Genomic DNA, 20,314 nt, shown 5'->3' with positions numbered 1-20,314 from the left:
AATGTCAACCTTTTGGTTTCCAGCTCAAAAGAGAGGCTCTTTCGTAAAGCCAATTATACTGCGTTACCATCTGGTTGGTGCGCGTGTATTGGTAGCCGATGAAGCCCAAGATCATCAGCACAATGGTATCGACGATGTAGTAATGCAGCGAGAACATCGTTCCGCCGAACAGCGCGTGATGAATGAACCTTATGCCGATGCCGAGCCCCAGCATGAAGGCGAACAACTGGGCGAAGCTGCGCCACGTCTGCGCACACGCCTTGCCCGTCATCCACGCCGCCCAGCCGCCGAGCAGGCAGGTGACGAAGAAGAACTGCCAGATCGAGGGTTCCTCATAGAGAATGCCCTGCATGATTGATGCCTCCTGAAACTCAGTGATGGCCGCCTTCGAGATAGGCGGCGCGCACTTCCGGATTGGCGAGCAACTCCTTGCCGGTGCCGCTCATCGTCACATTGCCGTTGACCATGACATAGCCGCGCGTGGCGAGTTTCAGCGCGCCGAAGGCGTTCTGCTCGACCAGGAACACGGTCAGGCCTTGAGTCCGGTTCAACTCGCGGATTGCGTCGAATATCTGCTTGACGACCAGCGGCGCCAGGCCGAGCGACGGCTCGTCGAGCAAAAGCAGCTTCGGCCGCGCCATCAGCGCGCGCCCGATCGACAGCATCTGCTGCTCGCCGCCGGACAGCGTGCCGCCACGCTGGGCAATGCGTTCCTTCAGGCGTGGAAACAGCGTGAACACCTTCTCGACGTCCTCGTCATAATGCTCGAGGTTGTCGAGGCTGGCGCCCATTTGCAGATTTTCCATCACCGTCATGCGCGGGAAAATGCGGCGCCCTTCCGGCGACTGGGCGATGCGCATGCGCGCGATCTCGTGGGTCGGCAGTTGGGTGATGTCGGTACCGGCGAATGTGATAGTACCCGCGCGGGCGCGGGGAGCACCGAAGATGGTCATCATCAGCGTCGACTTGCCGGCGCCGTTGGCACCGATCAGCGCTACGATCTCACCTTGCCTGACGGTGACGTCGACACCGTTCAGCGCCCTGATGTTGCCGTAGTAGGTCTGAACGCCCTTGATATCGAGCAGCGTTGTGCCGGCCATCACTTGCGCCCTCCGCGCCGATTGGAGACGCGCGGCGTCTTCGGCTTCACCGGAGCCTTGGTGGCCGGCTTTGCTGCAGAGGATTTCGCGGCAGAAGATTTCGCCGTCGGTTTGGCTTTGGCCTGCGCTGCCGCCTTGCTTGCTGCGGCACTCGACCTCGCATCGAACTGCCCGGCTTTCGAGGCACCTTTCGACACGGTGACGCGCTCGCCCTCGCTATGGCCGACCGTGTCGGCCACCGGTCCGGCGAGATACGAAGCCGATGTGCCTGGGCCGTGGGCGGCATCCGGACCCGTATCCAATTGCTCGATGACGTCTTCGTCGCCGACTTCGGTGAGCACCGTCTCGACCTCCTCGTCGTCGACGCCAAGATAGGCGGCGATGACGCGCGGGTCGGTTCGCACCGATTGCGGGTTGCCGTCCGAGATTTTGCGCCCGTATTCGAGCACCACGACATGGTCTGAAATCTGCATCACCACCGCCATGTCGTGCTCGATCAAAAGGATCGACGTGCCGGTGTTGTCCTTGATGTCCATCAGCAGCGCATTGAGCCCCGCCGATTCTTTCGGATTGAGACCAGCGGCCGGCTCGTCGAGGCACAGAAGCTCAGGCCCGGTGCACATGGCGCGAGCGATTTCGAGCCGCCGCTGCGCGCCATAGGGCAGATCGCCGGCCGGATCGTCGGCGCGGTCGACAAGATCGGCCTTCTCCAGCCAGTGCTCGGCCAGTTCAACCGATTCCGCCGAGGCCTGTCTGTAGCCGCTAAAGCCGAACAGGCCGAGAATGGTGTAACCGGAGGCCTTCATCAGCTTGTTGTGCTGGGCGACGAGAAGGTTCTCCAGCAGCGTCATGCCCGAGAACAGGCGGATGTTCTGGAAGGTGCGCGCCACCTTGGCGCGCGCCGGGATCTCATGGTTGGGCAAGCGTTCGAGCAGGAACGTGGAGCCGTCGCGCCGGTTGAGCGTGATCATGCCTTCCGACGGCTTGTAGAAACCGGTGATGCAATTGAACACGGTGGTCTTGCCGGCGCCGTTGGGACCGATCAACGCGGTGATCTCGCCGCGCTTGGCCTGGAAGGAAAGGTCGCCGATGGCGACGAGACCGCCGAACTTCATCGACAAATGCTCGACCTGCAGGATGGCATTGTTCACGGAGGGGCTCGCGTTCATCAGCCGTGTCCCTCCTTGGTGAAGGACCCAGACACCGCCCTGCGCACCTTGAGGAAAGCTGTCGGCTCGCGGCTGCCGACGAAGCCGCGCGGCTTCCACAGCATGACGATGACCATCGCCATGCCGAACAGCAGCATGCGATACAGTTCCGGCGTGAAGCCGGACCCGAAACCGGGTATGACCGTAGTGTTGCCCCACCTGAGGCCGGTCTTGAGGAAATCCAGTTCGCGCAGGACTTCGGTGCCGCCGATCATCACCATGGCGGCGACGGCAATGCCGACCAGCGAGCCCATGCCGCCAAGCACGACGATGGCGAGGATGATCGCCGATTCCAGGAAGACGAAGGATTCCGGGCTGACGAAGCCTTGCCGCGCGGCAAAGAACGAGCCAGCGAAGCCGCCGAACATCGCGCCCGTGGCAAAGGCGGTGAGCTTGGTGGTGGTGGTGTTGATGCCGAGCGAACGGCAGGCGATCTCGTCCTCGCGCAGCGCTTCCCAGGCACGGCCGACCGGCATCCGCCTGAGCCTCACGGTGACGAAGGCCGTCAGCAGGCAGAGCCCGAGGATCAAATAGTAGAGGAATATCTTGTAGTAGGCACCCGATTGGGCGATGCCGAGCACCTTCGAGATGTAGTTCGGGTCGGAGACGTTGAATGACATCAGGCCGAAGAAAGACACCTTCGGGATGCCGGAAATGCCGGCCGAGCCGTTGGTCACCTCGCGCCAGTTGATGATCACCAGCCTTATGATTTCGCCGAAGGCGAGCGTCACGATCGCCAGATAGTCACCGCGCAAGCGCAGCACCGGGAAGCCTAGCATCACCCCCCAAAACGCAGCCATCAGGCCGGCGGCGGGCAGCAGGATCCAGAAGGAGAGGCCGAAATGCGTGCCGAGCAGCGCATAGGCGTAGGCACCGACGGCGTAGAAGGCGACATAGCCGAGATCGAGCAGGCCGGCCAAACCGATAACGATATTCAGCCCCCAGGCCAGCATCACGTAGATCAGGATCTGGATGCCGTAATTGTCGACATATTTCAGCGAGCCCTGGAAACCGGCGGCCATCGACCCGGCATATAGCGCTAGCACCAACACCACCACGATCGGGTAGAGCGCCAGTGCAGTTATGCCCAATGCCGAGAAATGAGCATGAATGAAGGCCCGGAAATGATAAATCAGCCAGGCCAGCGCATAGATGATTGCAAGCGCCCGCACGAACCGCACGAAATCGGAAAGTTCCGGCCCTAAGGCCTCGGTCAGAAAGCCGCTGAGCGCGAGCAGAATAACGGCGACGGCGAGCGCCACGATGAACGCGGGAAAGCGGAAGAATCGCGAAGCCAGGCTGACCGGCAGCAGGCCGGTGGCGACGTCGACGATCTTCTGGTTCGCCAGGAAGGGTTGGCCATAGGCGACGTAAAGGAAGCGTCCGGCCATGGTGGCGATCACGACGCCGGCGAGCAAGCCCCAGCGCTGCACCAGGATCAGTTCGTTGGAGATGTTCTGGTCGGTCTTCAGGCCGATGAACAGCACGAACAGGCCAAGCGAGATGGCGCCGGCATAGAGCGCTTCGCGAAAAGCGCGCTGGACCGGGGTGGCGACGACGGTGCTTTCCGGAGACACGGTAACCGCCATGATCTCAGACCTTTTCGACTTCTGGCCGGCCGAGAATGCCGGAAGGCAGGAAGATCAGCACGATCGCCAGGATGGAGAAGGCGGCGACGTCCTTGTAGTCGATCGAGAAATAAGCCGACCACATGCTTTCGATGAAGCCAATCATCAGCCCGCCGAGCACGGCGCCGGGCAGTGAGCCGATGCCGCCGAGCACCGCGGCAGTAAACGCCTTCACACCGGGCGTAAAGCCGTCGGAAAACACCACAACGCCGTAATACATCAGGAACAACGTGCCGGCGACGGCGGCAAGGGCGGCGCCCATGATGAAGGTGATCGAGATGGTGCGATCGACGTCGACGCCGAGCAGTGCGGCCATCTTGCGATCCTGCTCGCAGGCGCGCTGCGCCCGGCCGAGCGAGGTCTTGTTGACCAGGTACCAGAACAGCGCGAGCAGGACTATGGTGACCAGGACGATGATGATCTGCTTCAGCGAGACGCTGATGCCTTCGATGTTGTAGACCTTGGACACCATTGGCGGGACCGGCTTGTTGCGCGGCCCTTGCGTCACCTGGACGAAATTGGACAGCGCAATCGACATGCCAATCGCGGTGATCAGCGGCGCCAGCCGGAATGAACCGCGCAAAGGCCGGTAGGCCACCTTCTCGATCGTCCAATTATACAGGCTGGTCAGCAGCATCGCGACGATCATCATGATCAGCAGCGCAACGACGATCGGCAGCGAATAGAACAACGCACCGAGAATAAGGAAAACGATGAGCGCCGTGAAAGCGCCGATCATGAAAATGTCGCCATGGGCGAAATTGATCATGCCGATGATGCCGTAGACCATCGTATAGCCGATCGCGATCAGCCCATAGATCGATCCCAGCGTCAGCCCATTGATAAGCTGCTGGACAAAATACTGCATGCTGTCGTGGCTCCCCTGGAATGTCGCCCATGCAGACGCATTCCTTTTCGTATTTCCCCTAGTCGTAAAGTTTCGAGCCCGGATTGCAACGTGATTTTTCGATCATTATGCGTGTTTTCGCCGCACGCCGTTCGATTGCCCGTTTTGTTCCCGTCCGCCCCCTGGACCATCGCGGACCCTACCATTGGCCTAACGCAAAGTCTTTGACGATTCAATCGCAGCATGCGCTCCATTTCGAAGAAATCGCCGTCAAAATAAGTTGATGAGCGGGATCGTTGCGCCGTTGACGTCAATCCGCTTGCGCTCTCTCTCTTTCCCTTGCGTCAGTGTTTTTTCTATTTGACGACGAAGCCGTGCGCGAACGGGTCGCGGTCGTCGATGAAGATCGTGTTCAATCCGGTCATTCGTGCCCAGCCGCCGATCGACGGAATGATTGCCGGCTTGCCGGCGACGGTGACCTCTTCCTCGACCCCGCCCTTGAACAGCGAACCAATGATCGATTCGTGGACGAAGTCGTCGCCAACCCCAAGCTTGCCCTTGGCGTGAAGCTGCGCCATACGCGCCGAGGTGCCGGTGCCGCAGGGCGACCGGTCGATTGCCTTGTCGCCGTAGAAGACGGCGTTGCGGGCATCGGCTTGCGGGTTGGTCGGCGCGCCGGTCCACAATATGTGCGACAGCGTATTGATGCCGGGATTCTCTGGATGCACGAAGGTATATTTTTCGTTGAGCCGCTGCCGCACCACCGGGCTCCAGGCGATCAGTTCGCCGGCCGAATGGTCGGCCATGTCGCGATAGGTCTTTTGCGGTTCGACGATGGCGTAGAAATTGCCGCCATAGGCGACATCGACGCTGATCTCGCCGAGCCCGGGGCATTCGACGGTCAGTGCCTCGGCATAGAGGAAGGAAGGCACATTGGTGATGCGCACCTCCTCGACATAGTCGCCGACTTGGCTGTACTCCGCTACGACCACGCCCGCCGGCGTATCCAGCCTGAGCACGCCCGGTGTCTTCGGCTTGATCAGCCCATGCTCGACGGCAAAAGTTACCGTGCCGATGGTGCCGTGGCCGCACATCGGCAAGCAGCCCGAGGTTTCGATGAACAGGATGGCGATGTCGCAATCTTCACGCGTCGGCGGATAGAGGATCGAGCCGGACATCACGTCATGGCCGCGCGGCTCGAACATCAGCCCGGTGCGGATCCAGTCATATTCGGCCAGGAAATGCGCTCGCCGCTCCATCATCGTTGAGCCCTTGAGCAAAGGCCCACCGCCGGCGACCAGCCGCACCGGATTGCCGCAGGTGTGGCCGTCTATGCAGAAGAAGGAATTCTTGGCCATACCGGCTCCCAACTGAATGTCTTCGAACTCAAAACCGTTGCGGGCTGAACGGGCCGAGATCGAGCGATGGATTCTGCCCGAGAACGAGCTCGCGGATCAAGCGCCCGGTCGCCGCAGCCTGGGTCAGGCCGAGGTGACCGTGGCCGAAACCATACACCACCGACGGCGTTTGTTGCGACCGCCCGATCACCGGCAGCGAATCCGGCAGCGACGGCCGGAACCCCATCCATTCGCGTCCATTGGCCGGATCCAGTCCCGGCAGGAATTTCTGCGCCTTTTCGAGCAGCGCTTTCGAGCGCGCATAATTGGGCGGCCTCTCAAGGCCGCCGAGTTCGACCGCACCGCCGACGCGCAGGCCCGTCTCGAGCGGCGTGATGACGAAGCCATGCCCGGAGAAGATCAATTGCCGCTTTACGTCGAAGGCAGTCTTCGGCAACGTCGTGTTGTAGCCACGCTCGGTCTCCAGCGGGATTCCGTCGCCGAGATGTCTCGCCAGCAGATGCGACCAGGCCCCGGCAGCGATGACGACGTGCTTCGCCCGTCGCCGCGTGCCGTCGGCCGTGGTCAAGATCGCGCCGTCCTGTCCCGCCTTGACACGCTCGATCCGGGCCCTTTCGAACCCGGCGCCCAACCTCTCGGCATAGGCCCACAAGGCCTTTCCAAGCAGCTTGGGATCGGCAACGGTTTTCCACCCCGGCACGAACGTTCCCTTGACGAAGCGCGGCGACAGACCGGGCTGCAGGGCTGTGAGAGCGCTCCCCTCGACATGGCTGAAGCCGATGCCGAAGCGCTGCCTTGCCGCCCAGCCGGTCAGCGAGGCCTTGAACTCGGCCTCGCTGTCGTAGAGTTCGAGCGAGCCGTCCTCATGCAGCATCGGCCGTGTGCCGGAACGGTCGAGCAAGCCCATCCATTCCGCCTCGGCGAGCTTCATCATCCCGGCCTGCGCGGCAAGGCCGGCTTCGTAGCGGTCGCTTCGGCCGGCGCGCCAGAAGCGGACCAGCCAGGGCAGCAGCTTCGGCAGATACGCGGGTGGGATGCTGAGCGGGCCGAGCGGGTCGGCGAGCCATTTCGGCAACTGCTTGATCATGCCCTTGTGGGCGAGCGGCAGCACATCGGAGAAGGCAAAGGCAGCGGCATTGCCGGAGCTGGTTTCCTCACAGATCCCCGTCCGATCGAAGATCGTGACATTTTGGCCCGCCTCTGCCAGAAAGGCGGCGGCGCAGATGCCGATGATGCCGCCACCAATGATGGCGACATCGAGCGTAGCATTATCATTCATTGCCATGCGCCGCGCTGCACATCTGCAAATGCCTTCAAAGCGACTGGATCAGAATGTCGGCAGCTCTGGCCGCACCGCCAGCGCATCCCTGACGATCTTTTCGACTGCCTTGCGCTGCTCGCCCGACAATGGCTGGCGCGGCATGCGCACGCGGTCGTTGGTGTTGATCGCCAACACTTCGGCGAGCTTGATGTTCTGCACCAGATAGGTCGAGACGTCGAGGTCGAGCAGCGGCCGGAACCAGCGGTAGATCTTCAACGCCTCCTCGCGGCGGCCCTGTCTCATCAGCTGGTAGATGGCGACGGTCTCGCGCGGGAACGCGGTGACCAGGCCCGCCACCCAGCCGATGGCGCCGACCGACAGCGCCTCGAAGGCGAGATTGTCTACGCCGGTGAACAGGTCGTAGCGGTCGCCGAGGCGGTTGATGATCTCGATCGAGCGGCGGATATCGTCGGAGGACTCTTTTATGGCGACGAAGCGTTGGTCCTTCGCCAACTCCTCCATCTGGTCGACGGTGACGTCGACGCGGTAGGCAAGCCGGTTGGAGTAGATCATCACCGGCAGGTCGCCGGCCGCGGCGACGGCGCTGAGTGCCGCGACCGTCTCCTCGGCATTGGTATGGTAGATCGGGCTCGGCACCACCATCAAACCGTTGGCGCCTTCCTTGGCGGCGCGGCGCGCGATCGCCGCCGCCTCGCGTGTACCGGCCTCGTTGACCGTCAACAGCACCGGTTTCTTGCCGGCGATCTTCTGCGCGGTCTTCAGCACCGCGATCTTCTCGTCGTGCGACAGCATCGGGCCTTCGCCGAGCGACCCGCAGACGATGATGCCGTCACAGCCGGCCTCCATCTGCAGCGCAAAGCAGCGCTCCATCTCGGCATGGTCGAGGCCGTCGTCCTCGGTGAATTTGGTCGTAACGGCGGGGAAGACTCCGGCCCACATGTCGATCGCTCCATCTGATATATCAGTCGTATATTTCTTAAGAAGCCGGCTGTCAACGTTGAATCTGATATGATATATCAACAATATATCAGGAGATGTCGCATTGGTATATGACAGACCGGGCTCCGAGCCGGCGACCGCGAAGGCCTACCGCAGGCTCGAGCACATGATCGTAACTCTCGAACTGGCGCCCGCGAGCTTCATCACCGAGGGGGCGCTGATCGACAGGCTCGGCCTCGGCCGCACCCCGGTGCGCGAAGCGATCCAGCGGCTGGCCTGGGAGGGGCTGCTCGAAGTCCGGCCGCGTGCCGGCATTGCCATTGCCCCGCTTCACCCTGGCGACTGGCTGCGTGTCCTCGACGCCCGCCGTGGCATCGAGGTGGTGCTTGCCCGCTCGGCCGCCCGCTTCGTCACCCGCGAGGCCGCCGACCTGTTCCATGACGCTGCCCTTGCCATGCAAAAGGCGGTGATTTCGGAAAATGTGTTTTACTTCATCCAGGCCGACAAGGCGCTTGATGAGGCGCTGGCGCTGGCTGCCGACAACCCGTTCGCCGCGCGCCTGGCGGCGCCCTTGCAAACCCACAGCCGCCGCTTCTGGTTTCGCTACAAGGCCGATACCGGCTTGGCCGAATCAGCCGAGCACCATGTCGCGCTGATCCGCTCGATCCTCGCCGGCGACGAAGAGGCCGCGGCCAAGGACGCCAAGCGGCTGATGGCGCTTTTGCGCGGCCATGCCGAGGCGGCTGCTACGCGCTGAGCCTGCCATTTCGTCATGCGCCCTGGCCGGGCAGGGCCATCACGTTTTCCCAATTGTCGCCGGCCGCGACGATGCAGCTTCTGCCGGCGATATCGGTGACGACGATGGTCCAGGTTCCGGTCTCGGCGACAAAGACTTCCATGACCGCCTCATGACCGATCAGCCCCAAAGCAAACTGCCTTTCCTGGAACTTCTCGCTCAAATGGGCGACGATCTCGCCATGTTCAACGCAGTATTGATACTGCGCGCCTGCGGTGTTCGTACCCACCGCCAATGCGCCAGCAAGAACTAGGGTTTTCACCCATCTCAACAGCGATTTGCGTGCCATAGGGCACCTCCTTTGCCATCACGTTCCGGCAAAGGAGGGGTTTGACGGCCTCATTTTGCCGGAGCGATTCAGGCCGGTTCCGACGTCATCATCATCGCGTCGTTCCTTTCTGTGTTCCGGTCTGCCATTGGTGGGAACAATTCCAGATGTTCCCATTATGTTCTCGATATATGGTATCGGCAATGGAAAAGCGCAAGCAGGCGCCCAAGCGGGCGCCTGCAGATCCGTTTTACGGATGTCGCCGAAAGAATGGGCCACAGGCTGTGCGGCCATGCCGAGGCGCGCAGACCCGTGATAAATCGTTCAGATGCCTGGCAGCGCCGCTGTCGTCATCGCGCTTTCCCAGCCTTCGCCGACTGAAATCACGCAGCTTTGACCTTTTGTGTCGCTGGCGAGGATGGTCCATGTGCCCTTGTCGGAAACGAAGACTTCAAGCACCACATTCGGATTGACGACGCCGACTGCGCTCGGGTTTTCATGAAACTTCTCGCCGAGCGCCTTGACCATATCGGCGCGAGCCGCGCATTGCTCGGCAGCCATTGCCGGTATCGCGGAAACTGCCACTGCAGCGCAAGCTATTGTCGCCATGAGACGTGCCATCTGACACCTCCTTTGCGCCGGACGATATCCCCCGGAGCCGTCACCAGCGCCGTTGGTTGATCTGCCAGCGTCTCCTTCGCGGCAGGACTGCAACCTAAGAAGATTGCTGCCTTCTTGGTTCCATCACATTAGTGTTCATGCCAATGAAGACGGCGACAAAAAAGCCCGGACTCAGAGCCCGGGCCTTTCTCGCGGTCTGTCTTCGCGCGCCCGCAACCGGAAGCGAGGACACGCAAACGGATCGTTCGGTCAGTTCATCGTCGGGATGACGAACTCGGCACCATCCTTCACGCCGGACGGCCAGCGCGACGTTACCGTCTTGGTCTTGGTGTAGAAGCGGAACGCGTCCGGCCCGTGCTGGTTGAGGTCGCCGAAGGAGGACGCCTTCCAGCCGCCGAAGGTGTAGTAGGCGATCGGCACCGGGATCGGCACGTTGATGCCGACCATGCCGACCTGAACCCGCGAGGCGAAGTCGCGCGCCGCATCGCCGTCGCGGGTGAAGATGGCAACGCCATTGCCCATCTCGTGCTCGTTGGCGAGCTTGATGGCGTTCTCGTAGGTCGGTGCGCGCACCACCGACAGCACCGGCCCAAAGATCTCTTCCTTGTAGATGCGCATGTCGGCGGTCACATTGTCGAACAGGCAGCCGCCCATATAGTAGCCGTTCTCGTAGCCCTGCATGGAAAAGCCGCGGCCGTCGACGACCAGCTTGGCGCCTTCCTTGACGCCGGTGTCGACATAGGATTTGACCCGTTCCAACGCCTGCGCCGTCACCAGCGGGCCGAAATCGGCGGAAGAATCCGTCGACGGACCGACCTTCAGGCTCTCGACGCGCGGCACCAGTCTTTCCATCAGCCGGTTAGCGGTGTCGTTGCCGACCGGGACGGCCACCGAGATCGCCATGCAGCGCTCGCCGGCCGAGCCGTAGCCGGCGCCGATCAGCGCGTCGACGGTCTGATCCATGTCGGCATCGGGCATGATGATCATGTGGTTCTTGGCGCCGCCGAAGCACTGCACGCGCTTGCCGGCCGCGCAGCCGCGCGAATAGATGTACTGGGCGATCGGTGTCGAGCCTACGAAACCGATGGCCTTGATGTCGGGATCGTCGAGGATGGCGTCGACCACTTCCTTGTCGCCGTTGACGACATTAAGGATGCCCGCCGGCAGACCGGCCTCGATGAACAGTTCGGCAATCCGCATCGGCACGCCCGGATCGCGCTCCGACGGCTTGAGGATGTAGGCATTGCCGCAGGCGATGGCCGGCGCGATCTTCCACAACGGGATCATCGCCGGAAAATTGAACGGCGTGATGCCGGCGACGACGCCGAGCGGCTGGCGCATCGAATAGACGTCGATGCCGGGGCCGGCGCCATCGGTGAACTCGCCCTTCATCATATGCGGCGCACCGATGCAGACCTCGACCACTTCGAGGCCGCGCTGGATGTCGCCCTTGGCGTCGGCGATGGTCTTGCCGTGTTCGCGCGCCAATATCTCGGCCAGCGCGTCATACTCCTTGGCGACCAGCTCGAGGAACCGCATCAGGACGCGTACGCGTCGCTGCGGATTGGTCGCCGCCCAGCCGGGCTGTGCGGCCTTGGCGTTTTCGACCGCCGCGCGCAATTCCGCCTGCGAAGCCAGCGCCACCGTGCCGCGCACCGTGCCGTCCATCGGCTGCATGACGTCCTGCTTGCGGCCGCTGGTTCCGGCGACGCGCTTGCCGCCGATGAAATGACCGTATTCGATCATGGTCTCTCTCCCTGGTTCGTGATGAGGCATTGTCCGCCTTTGCGGGAGCGATGGCAACGCGAGCGAAAACGCAACCGTTGTGCGGAGAATAGATAGCGGTTGACGGCAGAGCATCAATTCTCGCAAATAGGAAGAATGCAGGTCCCCAGCAGCAAGGATTGAGATTGAGTTCCTTCACCGCCCCCCTCTGTCCTGCCGGACATCTCCCCCTCAAGGGGGGAGATTGGCTGTCACGCCCGCCTTCGGAAATCTTCACCGCGGCAAGAAAGACGCCTGCGGCGAAACTGCCAATCTCCCCCCTTGAGGGGGAGATGTCCGGCAGGACAGAGGGGGGCGCGAAGGAACGCGGTTTTGATCGTTATCGCCAGGACCACCCTCATGAACTGGGATGATGCCCGTATCTTCCTTGCCGTAGCGCGGGCCGGCCAGATCCTCGGCGCCGCCAGGCGGCTGGAGCTTAATCACGCGACCGTCTCGCGCCGCATTGCCGCCCTCGAGGATGCGCTCAGGACAAAACTGTTTCGCCGGCTTACCACCGGCAGCGAGCTGACGCCGGCGGGCGAGCGTTTCCTCGAGATTGCCGAACGCATGGAGGGCGACATGATCGCCGCGCGCTCGACCGTTTCAGGCGAAGGCGACGACGTCTCGGGCACCGTGCGCATCGGCGCGCCGGATGGCTTTGGCGTCGCCTTCCTGGCCAGGCGCCTCGGCGCGCTGACCGCTCTGCACCGTGAGCTCACCATCCAGCTGGTGCCGGTGCCACGCTCCTTCTCTTTGTCCCGGCGCGAGGCCGACATTGCCATCACCGTCGAACGGCCGACGGAAGGCCGCCTGGTGGCGGGAAAGCTGGTCGACTACACGCTCGGCCTGTTCGCGTCGCGGGCCTACGCCGACACCCATGGCCTGCCCGGAACCGCCGCCGAGCTAGGCCAGCATACGCTGATCGGCTACGTGCCGGACCTGATCGTCAGTCGCTCGCTCGACTACGCGGCCGAATTCAGCCCCGACTGGCGCACCAGCTTCGCTATTTCCTCCGCGCTCGGCCAGGCCGAAGCAGTGCGTTCCGGCGCCGGCATCGGCATCCTGCACACCTTCGTTGCCCGCTCGATGCCGGAGCTGGTGCCTCTCGATATCGTCGCACCCATACGCCGCGCCTACTGGCTGGTCTATCATGAATCGGTCAGGCCGCTGCGCCGCGTCCAGGTCGTCGCGAGCTTCATTACCAAGGCCGTCGAACGGGACAGGGGTTTGTTTGCGTGAGCCTGCCGGCCGCTGGCTGTCTTAGCTGGTGGGCGTCTTACTTGGCGTATCGTCCGGGCCCGAGATCGCCGACGTCGATGTCCGGCACCCGGCTGGAGATGATGTCGGCCAGAACTTTGGCCGAGCCGCAGGCCATGGTCCAGCCGAGTGTGCCATGGCCGGTGTTGAGATAGAGATTGGAGAAATCGGTGCGGCCGATCAGCGGCGGCCCGTCGGGTGTCATCGGCCGCAGCCCGCACCAGAAGGTCGCCGATCGCATGTCGCCGCTGCCCGGAAACAGGTCGCCGACCGAATGTTCGAGCGTGCGCCGCCGCGATTCGTGCAGCCGCAGGTCGAAGCCGGAAATCTCCGCCGTGCCGCCGACCCGGATACGGTCGCCGAGCCGGGTGATCGCTACTTTGTAGCTCTCGTCCATCACGGTCGAGACCGGTGCGGCGGCGGCGTCCTTGATCGGCAGGGTGATCGAATAGCCCTTGACCGGGTAGACCGGGATGGGCCGCTTCAGCATGCGCATGAACCGTGCCGAATAGCTGCCCATCGCCATCACATAGGCATCAGCGACCATCCAGCCCTTGCTGGTGCTGACGTTGGTGATGCGATCGCGCTTCTTGACGACGCGCCGTATCTCCGTGTCGTATTCGAAGGTGACGCCGCGTACCGCGCAAAGCTTGGCAAGCCTGTCGGTGAACATCTTGCAGTCGCCGGTTTCGTCGCCGGGCAACCGCAGGCCACCGACGAATTTTTCGCGCACGCCGGCCAGCCCAGGCTCGGCCGCAATGCAGCCGTCGGGGTCGAGGACCTCGTAGGGGACGCCATAGGCCTTCAGCACCTCGACATCGCCGCCGACGCCGTCGATCTGCTTTTGCGTTCGGAAGAGCTGCAGCGTGCCCTTGGCGCGCTCGTCATAGGCGATGCCGGTCGCCTCGCGCAGCGCCTTCAGCGTGTCGCGGCTGTACTCGGCCAGCGGCACCATGCGCGCCTTGTTCAGCGCGTAGCGTTCAGCCGTGCAATTGCGCAGCATCTTGACCAGCCACATCCACATATGCGGATCGAGGGCCGGTCGCACCACCAGTGGACCGTGCTTCATCAAAAGCCATTTGATGGCCTTCAGCGGAACGCCGGGCCCGGCCCAGGGCGAGGCATAGCCGGGCGAGATCTCGCCGGCATTGGCAAAGCTGGTTTCCAGCGCCGGGCCTTTCTGGCGATCGATCACCGTCACCTGATGACCGGCCTCGGCAAGAAAATAGGCGGTGGTGACCCCGATCACGCCGCCGCCCAGCACGAAGATCTTCATCGTTTGGTTCTCCGCGGCGGCATCTCGTCGGGATTCGAGACCGGGATCATCGCCGCCTCATGTCTGCCGGATTCTGTGGCGTCAGCCAAGTGCCGATGCTTAGGGAAAAGACATGCGTGAGGACAACAACCTTGCGTCCTAGCCATTCACATAGCGCCGGTGGAAACGGTGGCCGAGGCTGGTCAAGACCTCATAGCCGATGGTGCCGGCTTGGCCGGCTACCTGGTCCACCGTCTGCGACGACGGTCCAATGAGTTCGACGAGGTCGCCGGCCTTCAGCCTGCCGGGCGGCAATGCGGAAATGTCGAGGATGATCGAATCCATCGAAACCCGGCCGACGAAGGGCAGCCGCACATTTTCGAGCCAGGCGGAGGAAGCGGCGCGTCGATGCCAGCCATCGCCATAGCCGAGCGAAATCGTAGCCGCGGCAAGCGGAGCCTTGGTGTGGAAAGTGTGACCGTAGCCGACACCGGCGCCGGCCTCCAATATCCGCGTCTGGATGACCTTGGCTTGCAATCGCACCACCGGCAGCATCGGATTGTCCTTCGCCGGCGTCGGATTGACGCCATAGAGAGCGGCACCCGGACGAACGAGGTCGTAGTGATAGCGCTGCCCGAGAAAAATGCCTGATGAATTGGCAAAGGAAGCCGGCGCTTCCGGCAGCATCCGGCGCAGCCGTTCGAATTCCAGCCGCTGCCGCTCGTTGGCCGGCTGCTCGGGTTCATCGGCGCAGGCGAGATGGCTCATCACGAACGTCAATTCGACACCGTCGAAAGCCTGCGGATCCTGCGCGACTGCCTTCACCTCGGATGGCGTCATGCCGAGCCGCGACATGCCGCTGTCGACCTGGACGGCGGCTGGCAATTTGCGGCCCACCCGCCCCGCCGCTTCACGCCATGCCGAGAGCTGGCTGGCGCTGTTGAGTACGGTGCAAAGCCCTGCCGCAACCGCTTCCCTTTCCGCACCCGGCGGAATGCCGTTCAGCACATAAATGGCCGGGTCTGAGCCGAGCGCCTTGCGCAGCAAGATGCCGCCGGCCAAATGCGCAACAAAGAAAGTATTACAGCCCTCACCCATCAGCGCCGCCGCCACCGGCGCCGCGCCAATCCCATAGCCGTCGGCCTTGACCACTCCAGCACAGCCGACGCCGCCCAGCCGCGCCTTCAGCCGCCGGTAGTTCTCACGGACGGCGCCGAGATCGATGGTCAGGATCGCCCCTGCCGCGGCTTCGCTGATCGGTTCGCCCAGGGTGACGGTCGGCGGAAGAGATTTGCTGGAGATGTCGTTCATGCCGACCTGTTTTAACGGAAGGCCGGCGGCTACGCCACCAGGTGCCGGAACGCCGCCACCACGTCTTCGTAGACCTTGCGCTTGAACGGCACGATTAGGCCCGGCAATTCCAGCATCGGCCGCCACGCCCACCGGTCGAACTCGGCCTTGTGGCCACCCGGCGGCGGATTGATCGCGATCTCGGTTTCGTCGCCGTGGAAACGGAAGGCAAACCATTTCTGCGTCTGGCCGCGATATCGTCCCTTGAAGGCGACGCCGACCAGATGCGCCGGCAGGTCGTATTTGATCCAGTGCGGCGCCTCGGCCAGCAGCGACACCGAGCGCATGCCGGTCTCTTCGTAAAGTTCACGCGCCGCCGCGGGCAGCGGCTCCTCGCCATCATCGATGCCGCCCTGCGGCATCTGCCAGAGCTGCGTCGTTCCAGCGAATTCGCTGTCCGGCTCGGCAATGCGACGGCCGACCCAGACCAGGCCGGCCTCATTGAGGACCATCACCCCTACGCAGGGCCGGTAGGGCAGCGTCTCGGGGTCAACGAGCTTGTTCTTTGCCATCTCAGCCTTTTTCCGGATCTATGGCCACCGCCGAAACCGGCACGATCTCGATGCCACGCTTCTTGGCCTCGGTCACCCAGGAAGACACGGTATCCACCGTCAGGTCGAAAGCCGAGCCGATGCCGACGGCAAACCCTTTCGCCCGTGCCGTCGCTTCCAGCCCATCCAGTTTCTTCAATATGGCGCCGCGGTCCTGCACCGCATCGATCGCCGTATCGCCGCCGACGAACGGCACGCCGTCCTTCAGCGCCAGTTCGGGTGCCAGGCTGCGCGCCGACGAACCGTCGTCGACATAGGCCAGACCACGCTTGCCAAGCTCGGCCATCAACGGCCCCATCGCCGTCGCGTCGGCCGAAAAGCGGGCGCCCATATAGTTCATGACGCCGGTGTAGTTGGTCGTTCGCGACAGCGCCCAGCGTAAATTCTTCAAATTCTCGTCCGGCGTTGCAGCCACGGTCAGCGTGTTACGGCCGGGATTGACGTTCGGATAGTCGAACGGCTCAAGCGGTACCTGCATGATGACCTCATGGCCGCTCTGCCGCGCCACCTGCATCCAGCGGCCGATGCTGTTGCCTTGCGGCGCGAAGGCCAGCGTCACTTCCGCCGGCAGCTTGGCGATGGCTGCCTGCGTGCCGGTCTGCGACACGGCAAGCCCGCCGATGACGAGCGCGACGCGTGCACCGCGAGCCCCGGACCACGGCCGCGCATAGACATCGAACGGGCGCCTGCCGTCGGCGGCGCGGATCGGCAACGGACCGGTTTCGCTGGCCTCGACCAGCGCCTTGTCGGGAATGTGCGCGATCCTGAGGTTCTGGCCGATCGTCGAAGGGTCGCGGATGACTATGGCCTCGGGTGGACCGTCGCCCCCCTCGGTCTGGACATGGATGATCTGCGGACCGCCCATCTTCGGCCCGCTTACGTTGGCCCCACTTGCGTTGCTTGGCGCAGCCATTTCGGGCGTCGCCTTGGCGGGCGCGGCGGCGGTATCCGCCGCCGGCGTCTTCGGCGTCGAAACGGCTACTTCTTGCAGCTTCCGGAACGGCTTGTCTCGCAAGGCGATGGCGCTGGAGACGCCGACCACGGACAGCACGACAAGCGCGGCCGCGACCGCACCGGCGCTGATCCCGCTGCCTGAGCGCGGCAGCCGGATCGCCTGTCCGAGAGGTCGTTCTATGTCCTTGCCGATATCAGCCAAGCCCGCACCCCCCGGCGTGCATCCCCGAAGTAAACCTTCTCCGGAGGCGCAAAATCCAAAATGTCGGCGCGTCCCCTTGCTTCACTGGACGCGCAGCATGCCGGCCGCGGCCCCCGAATCAAACTGCCGGAGCCTCGCGGCCCCGGCAGCATCGCATCGCTTCGCTCAGGCAGCCAGACCTGTTTGGCCCGGCTTGCCCGCCCTTACTGGTTCAACACGGCCTTTTGCGGATTCGGCGGGAACGCCGGATCGGTCTTCTGGCCGCGCAGCAGTTGCTCGGCATAGATGAGCTGCAAATCGTCCTTGGGTTCCGGCGGCACATAGGCGGCCGAGCCCGAACCGGTCGTGCTTTCGTCGGCGCCCTTGATATGGCCCTTGAGGTCCGATTCGCCGCGCGTCAGGTCCCTGCCCTGCAGTTCCGCCGGCAGCGGCTGGTCGACCTTGATGTCGGGCGTGATGCCCTTGCCCTGGATCGACTTGCCGGACGGCGTGTAATAGAGCGCCGTCGTCAACCGCAGTGCCCCGTTCTCGCCGAGCGGAATGATGGTCTGCACCGAACCCTTGCCGAAGGACTGCGTGCCGACCACGGTGGCGCGGCGCAGATCCTGCAGCGCGCCGGCAACGATTTCCGATGCGCTGGCCGAGCCGCCATTGACGAGCACGATCAGCGGCTTGCCGCCGATGTCGTCGCCGGCCCGCGCGTCGAAGCGGGTGACGTCCTTCGGGTCGCGGCCGCGCGTCGAGACGATCTCGCCACGGTCGAGGAAGGCATCCGACACGCTCACCGCCTGGTCGAGCAAACCGCCCGGATTGAGGCGCAGGTCGAGCACGTAGCCCTTGAGCTTGTCGTTCGGCACCTGCTTCTTGATGGTGTCGATGGCATTCTCGAGGTCGTCATAGGTTTTTTCGGTAAAGGAGGTGATCTTCATGTAGCCGATGTCGTTTTCGACCCGGAACTTGACCGCCTTGACCTTGATGATATCGCGCACGACGGTCAGTTCGATCGGCTTGTCGGCGCCCTGGCGCAGGATGGTGAGCTTGATCGGCGTATTGACCAGCCCGCGCATCTTCTCGACAGCGTCGTTGAGCGTCAGGCCGCGGACCTCCTCGCCGTCGATCTTGGCGATATAGTCGCCGGCGAGCACGCCTGCCTTGGCGGCCGGCGTATCGTCGATCGGCGTGATCACCTTGACCAGGTCGTTCTCCATGGTGACCTCGATGCCGAGGCCGCCGAATTCGCCCTTGGTCTGCACGCGCATGTCCTGCGCTTCTTCGGCATTCATGTAGGAGGAGTGTGGGTCGAGCGACGACAGCATGCCGTTGATGGCATTTTCAACCAGCGACTTGTCGTCGGGCGGCGTCACATAATTCGCCCGTACCCGTTCGAAGATATCGCCGAAGATCGCCAGTTGCTTATAGGTCACGGAGCCCGCAGCCTTCGCTGTCGAGCCGGGCGCGCCATAGACCAGGCTCATCGCCGATGCACCCATCAGCGCACCGGCAAACAGAAGCGACAGTTTCCGCATCATTCACGTCCTTCCAGAAAAACGGTCCGCCCACCATGGGGCCGGATCGACGGGTTTTCCATCCTTGCGGAACTCGACATAGAGCTCCGGCGTGGCATTTCCATTCTTCGATGCCGAGGTGCTCGCCACCCGGGCCTCTCCCATCGCGCCGACCGGCTCACCTGCGAGCACCGACTGGCCAGACGCGACGCTGATTCTGCTCATCCCCGCCAGGACGACATGATAGCCGTCACCCGCATTCAGGATCAAGAGTTGACCGTAAGAGCGGAAAGGCCCCGCATAAAGCACATTTCCATCCGCCGGCGCTGTGACGATGGCTCCCGATTGTGTCGCAACCATGTCACCGAGCATCACCGCGCCGTTACCATCGTTGGCGCCGAAGCGCCGCTTGATCCTGCCGGTGACCGGCAGCGCGATCTGCCCTTGAAGCGCGGAAAACGGCGCGGCAGCGGTGAGCCTGTTGCTCTCCGGCACCGGCAGCGAGGCCAATTCCGTCGGCGCCGCAGCCGATGCCGGGCCCTTGTCGGCGTCGGCCGTCTTTTGCTCGGCTGCCTTGGCCGCATCCGCCGCCTTGCGGGCTCTGTCGGCCTCGAGCGAGGCGATCAGTTCTTTCAGGCTGCCGGCCTTGGCCGCCAGCGTCGCGGACCGCTGCTTTTCGGCGGCCAGCGCGGTTTGCGTATCGGCGGCGAGCTTCTGCTTGGCTTCGAGCAGCATGCCGAGCCGCTTTTTTTCCGCCGCCTGCTCGCCGACAGCTGCCGTCAGCCGCGCCCGTTCGGCCTCGATCGAGGCCGTCACCCGCGACTGCTCCTTGAGGTCGGCCAGCAACATGTCGGTCTGCTGGCGCAGTTCCGGCACCACGGCACCGAGCAGGATGGCGCTGCGCACCGACGACAATGCGTCCTCCGGCTTGACCAGGATCGCCGGCGGCGGATTGAGCCCCATGCGCTGCAGCGCGCCGAGCACTTCGGCCAGAACGTCGCGTCTGGCGGCCAGTGAGGCGCGGATCTTCTGCTCCTGCGCCTTCAGCCCTTCCAGCTTGCCGCCAATGTCCTCGATGTCCTGGCCGAGCTTCTGCTCGGTCATCGCCGACTGGATCAGCGCCGCGGTGATCGAGGCGTGGTCCTTCTTGACAGCCGCTATGTCGGCGGCGAGCTTGGCCAGCCGCTCGGACGACAGCGTGATCTCTTTCGATACTTTTTCGTATTCGGCGCGGCTCTGGTCCGGGTCGGGCGCCAGGTCGAGCGTGTTCTCGGCCCGCGCGACGCCGAGCGAAAGCGCGATCGTCGCCACGGCGATGCCGTAGCGCACGCGCCAGGAGCCCGTTCGTGATTTCCGGTCTTCAGACATTGAAGCCTAACTCTATGCGCGGCTTCGTTAACGAACCATCAACCATGTTCGAGCCCCG

17 protein-coding genes and 2 pseudogenes are annotated in these 20,314 nt (G+C 63.4%); 2 read left to right on the top strand and 17 right to left on the bottom strand.

Features of this window, described 5'->3' with window-relative positions; translation table 11 throughout:
• Positions 1–4: 4 nt before the first annotated feature.
• The 8 genes and pseudogenes from NKK47_RS00785 to NKK47_RS00750 form a co-directional block, all read right to left on the bottom strand.
• A complete protein-coding gene (locus NKK47_RS00785; RefSeq protein WP_023678048.1) occupies positions 5–352 on the bottom strand; it encodes a DUF6867 family protein in 348 nt (115 codons plus the stop codon).
• Positions 353–371: 19 nt separating this feature from the next.
• Entirely contained in the window at positions 372–1,100 is a 729-nt protein-coding gene (locus NKK47_RS00780; RefSeq protein WP_352574931.1) for an ABC transporter ATP-binding protein, read from the bottom strand.
• Positions 1,101–1,108: 8 nt separating this feature from the next.
• Positions 1,109–2,269 (bottom strand): annotated as a pseudogene (locus NKK47_RS00775) (ABC transporter ATP-binding protein); the annotation flags it as partial.
• Positions 2,269–3,897, bottom strand: coding sequence for a high-affinity branched-chain amino acid ABC transporter permease LivM (gene livM, locus NKK47_RS00770; RefSeq protein WP_352574662.1), 1,629 nt, complete (start codon positions 3,895–3,897; stop codon positions 2,269–2,271). The gene livM and the pseudogene NKK47_RS00775, both read right to left, overlap by 1 nt.
• 4 nt (positions 3,898–3,901) lie before the next feature.
• Positions 3,902–4,804: a branched-chain amino acid ABC transporter permease gene (locus tag NKK47_RS00765; RefSeq protein ID WP_352454929.1), complete on the bottom strand. Its 903-nt coding sequence runs from the start codon at positions 4,802–4,804 to the stop codon at positions 3,902–3,904.
• A 335-nt stretch (positions 4,805–5,139) separates the two neighbouring features.
• A complete protein-coding gene (locus tag NKK47_RS00760) occupies positions 5,140–6,141 on the bottom strand; it encodes a 4-hydroxyproline epimerase (protein ID WP_352574660.1) in 1,002 nt (333 codons plus the stop codon).
• Between the two features lie 28 nt (positions 6,142–6,169).
• Entirely contained in the window at positions 6,170–7,420 is a 1,251-nt protein-coding gene (locus NKK47_RS00755; RefSeq protein WP_352574659.1) for an NAD(P)/FAD-dependent oxidoreductase, read from the bottom strand.
• A 48-nt stretch (positions 7,421–7,468) separates the two neighbouring features.
• Positions 7,469–8,362 carry a dihydrodipicolinate synthase family protein gene (locus NKK47_RS00750; RefSeq protein ID WP_352574657.1) on the bottom strand — a complete coding sequence of 298 codons (894 nt, stop codon included), beginning with the start codon at positions 8,360–8,362 and terminating at the stop codon, positions 7,469–7,471.
• A 166-nt stretch (positions 8,363–8,528) separates the two neighbouring features.
• Between NKK47_RS00750 and NKK47_RS00745 the strand changes: the two genes are divergently transcribed.
• On the top strand, positions 8,529–9,119 hold the full coding sequence (locus NKK47_RS00745; protein WP_502894516.1) for a GntR family transcriptional regulator: 591 nt from the start codon (positions 8,529–8,531) through the stop codon (positions 9,117–9,119).
• Positions 9,120–9,132: 13 nt separating this feature from the next.
• On the opposite strand, the gene NKK47_RS00740 is transcribed toward NKK47_RS00745, so the two are convergent.
• The 3 genes from NKK47_RS00740 to NKK47_RS00730 form a co-directional block, all read right to left on the bottom strand.
• The gene (locus tag NKK47_RS00740; RefSeq protein WP_023678057.1) at positions 9,133–9,447 is read right to left on the bottom strand and encodes a hypothetical protein; all 315 of its coding nucleotides are present in this window, start codon (positions 9,445–9,447) and stop codon (positions 9,133–9,135) included.
• 303 nt (positions 9,448–9,750) lie between these two features.
• Entirely contained in the window at positions 9,751–10,047 is a 297-nt protein-coding gene (locus tag NKK47_RS00735) for a hypothetical protein (RefSeq protein WP_352574655.1), read from the bottom strand.
• 249 nt (positions 10,048–10,296) lie between these two features.
• On the bottom strand, positions 10,297–11,793 hold the full coding sequence (locus NKK47_RS00730) for a CoA-acylating methylmalonate-semialdehyde dehydrogenase (protein ID WP_023678059.1): 1,497 nt from the start codon (positions 11,791–11,793) through the stop codon (positions 10,297–10,299).
• Between the two features lie 378 nt (positions 11,794–12,171).
• On the opposite strand from NKK47_RS00730, the gene NKK47_RS00725 reads away from it, so the two are divergent.
• Positions 12,172–13,053 (top strand): LysR family transcriptional regulator, encoded by an 882-nt coding sequence (locus tag NKK47_RS00725; protein ID WP_023678060.1) that lies wholly within the window; start codon positions 12,172–12,174, stop codon positions 13,051–13,053.
• A gap of 37 nt (positions 13,054–13,090) precedes the next feature.
• Here the strand turns inward: NKK47_RS00725 and NKK47_RS00720 are convergent.
• The 6 genes and pseudogenes from NKK47_RS00720 to NKK47_RS00695 all read right to left on the bottom strand — a co-directional run.
• Positions 13,091–14,368: pseudogene (locus tag NKK47_RS00720) on the bottom strand (D-amino acid dehydrogenase); the annotation flags it as partial.
• Positions 14,369–14,485: 117 nt separating this feature from the next.
• A complete protein-coding gene (gene alr, locus NKK47_RS00715) occupies positions 14,486–15,637 on the bottom strand; it encodes an alanine racemase (RefSeq protein WP_352574654.1) in 1,152 nt (383 codons plus the stop codon).
• 29 nt (positions 15,638–15,666) lie between these two features.
• Positions 15,667–16,188: an RNA pyrophosphohydrolase gene (locus NKK47_RS00710; RefSeq protein WP_352574652.1), complete on the bottom strand. Its 522-nt coding sequence runs from the start codon at positions 16,186–16,188 to the stop codon at positions 15,667–15,669.
• 1 nt (position 16,189) lies between these two features.
• The gene (locus tag NKK47_RS00705; RefSeq protein WP_352574650.1) at positions 16,190–17,383 is read right to left on the bottom strand and encodes a divergent polysaccharide deacetylase family protein; all 1,194 of its coding nucleotides are present in this window, start codon (positions 17,381–17,383) and stop codon (positions 16,190–16,192) included.
• Positions 17,384–17,586: 203 nt separating this feature from the next.
• Positions 17,587–18,912: a S41 family peptidase gene (locus tag NKK47_RS00700; protein WP_352574648.1), complete on the bottom strand. Its 1,326-nt coding sequence runs from the start codon at positions 18,910–18,912 to the stop codon at positions 17,587–17,589.
• Positions 18,913–20,256: a murein hydrolase activator EnvC family protein gene (locus NKK47_RS00695; RefSeq protein WP_352574646.1), complete on the bottom strand. Its 1,344-nt coding sequence runs from the start codon at positions 20,254–20,256 to the stop codon at positions 18,913–18,915. It lies immediately after the preceding gene.
• Positions 20,257–20,314 lie beyond the last annotated feature (58 nt).

The organism is Mesorhizobium sp. M0019, assembly GCF_040323975.1.
Taxonomy (GTDB): domain Bacteria; phylum Pseudomonadota; class Alphaproteobacteria; order Rhizobiales; family Rhizobiaceae; genus Mesorhizobium.
This window is presented reverse-complemented; position numbering and strand designations above follow the sequence as displayed.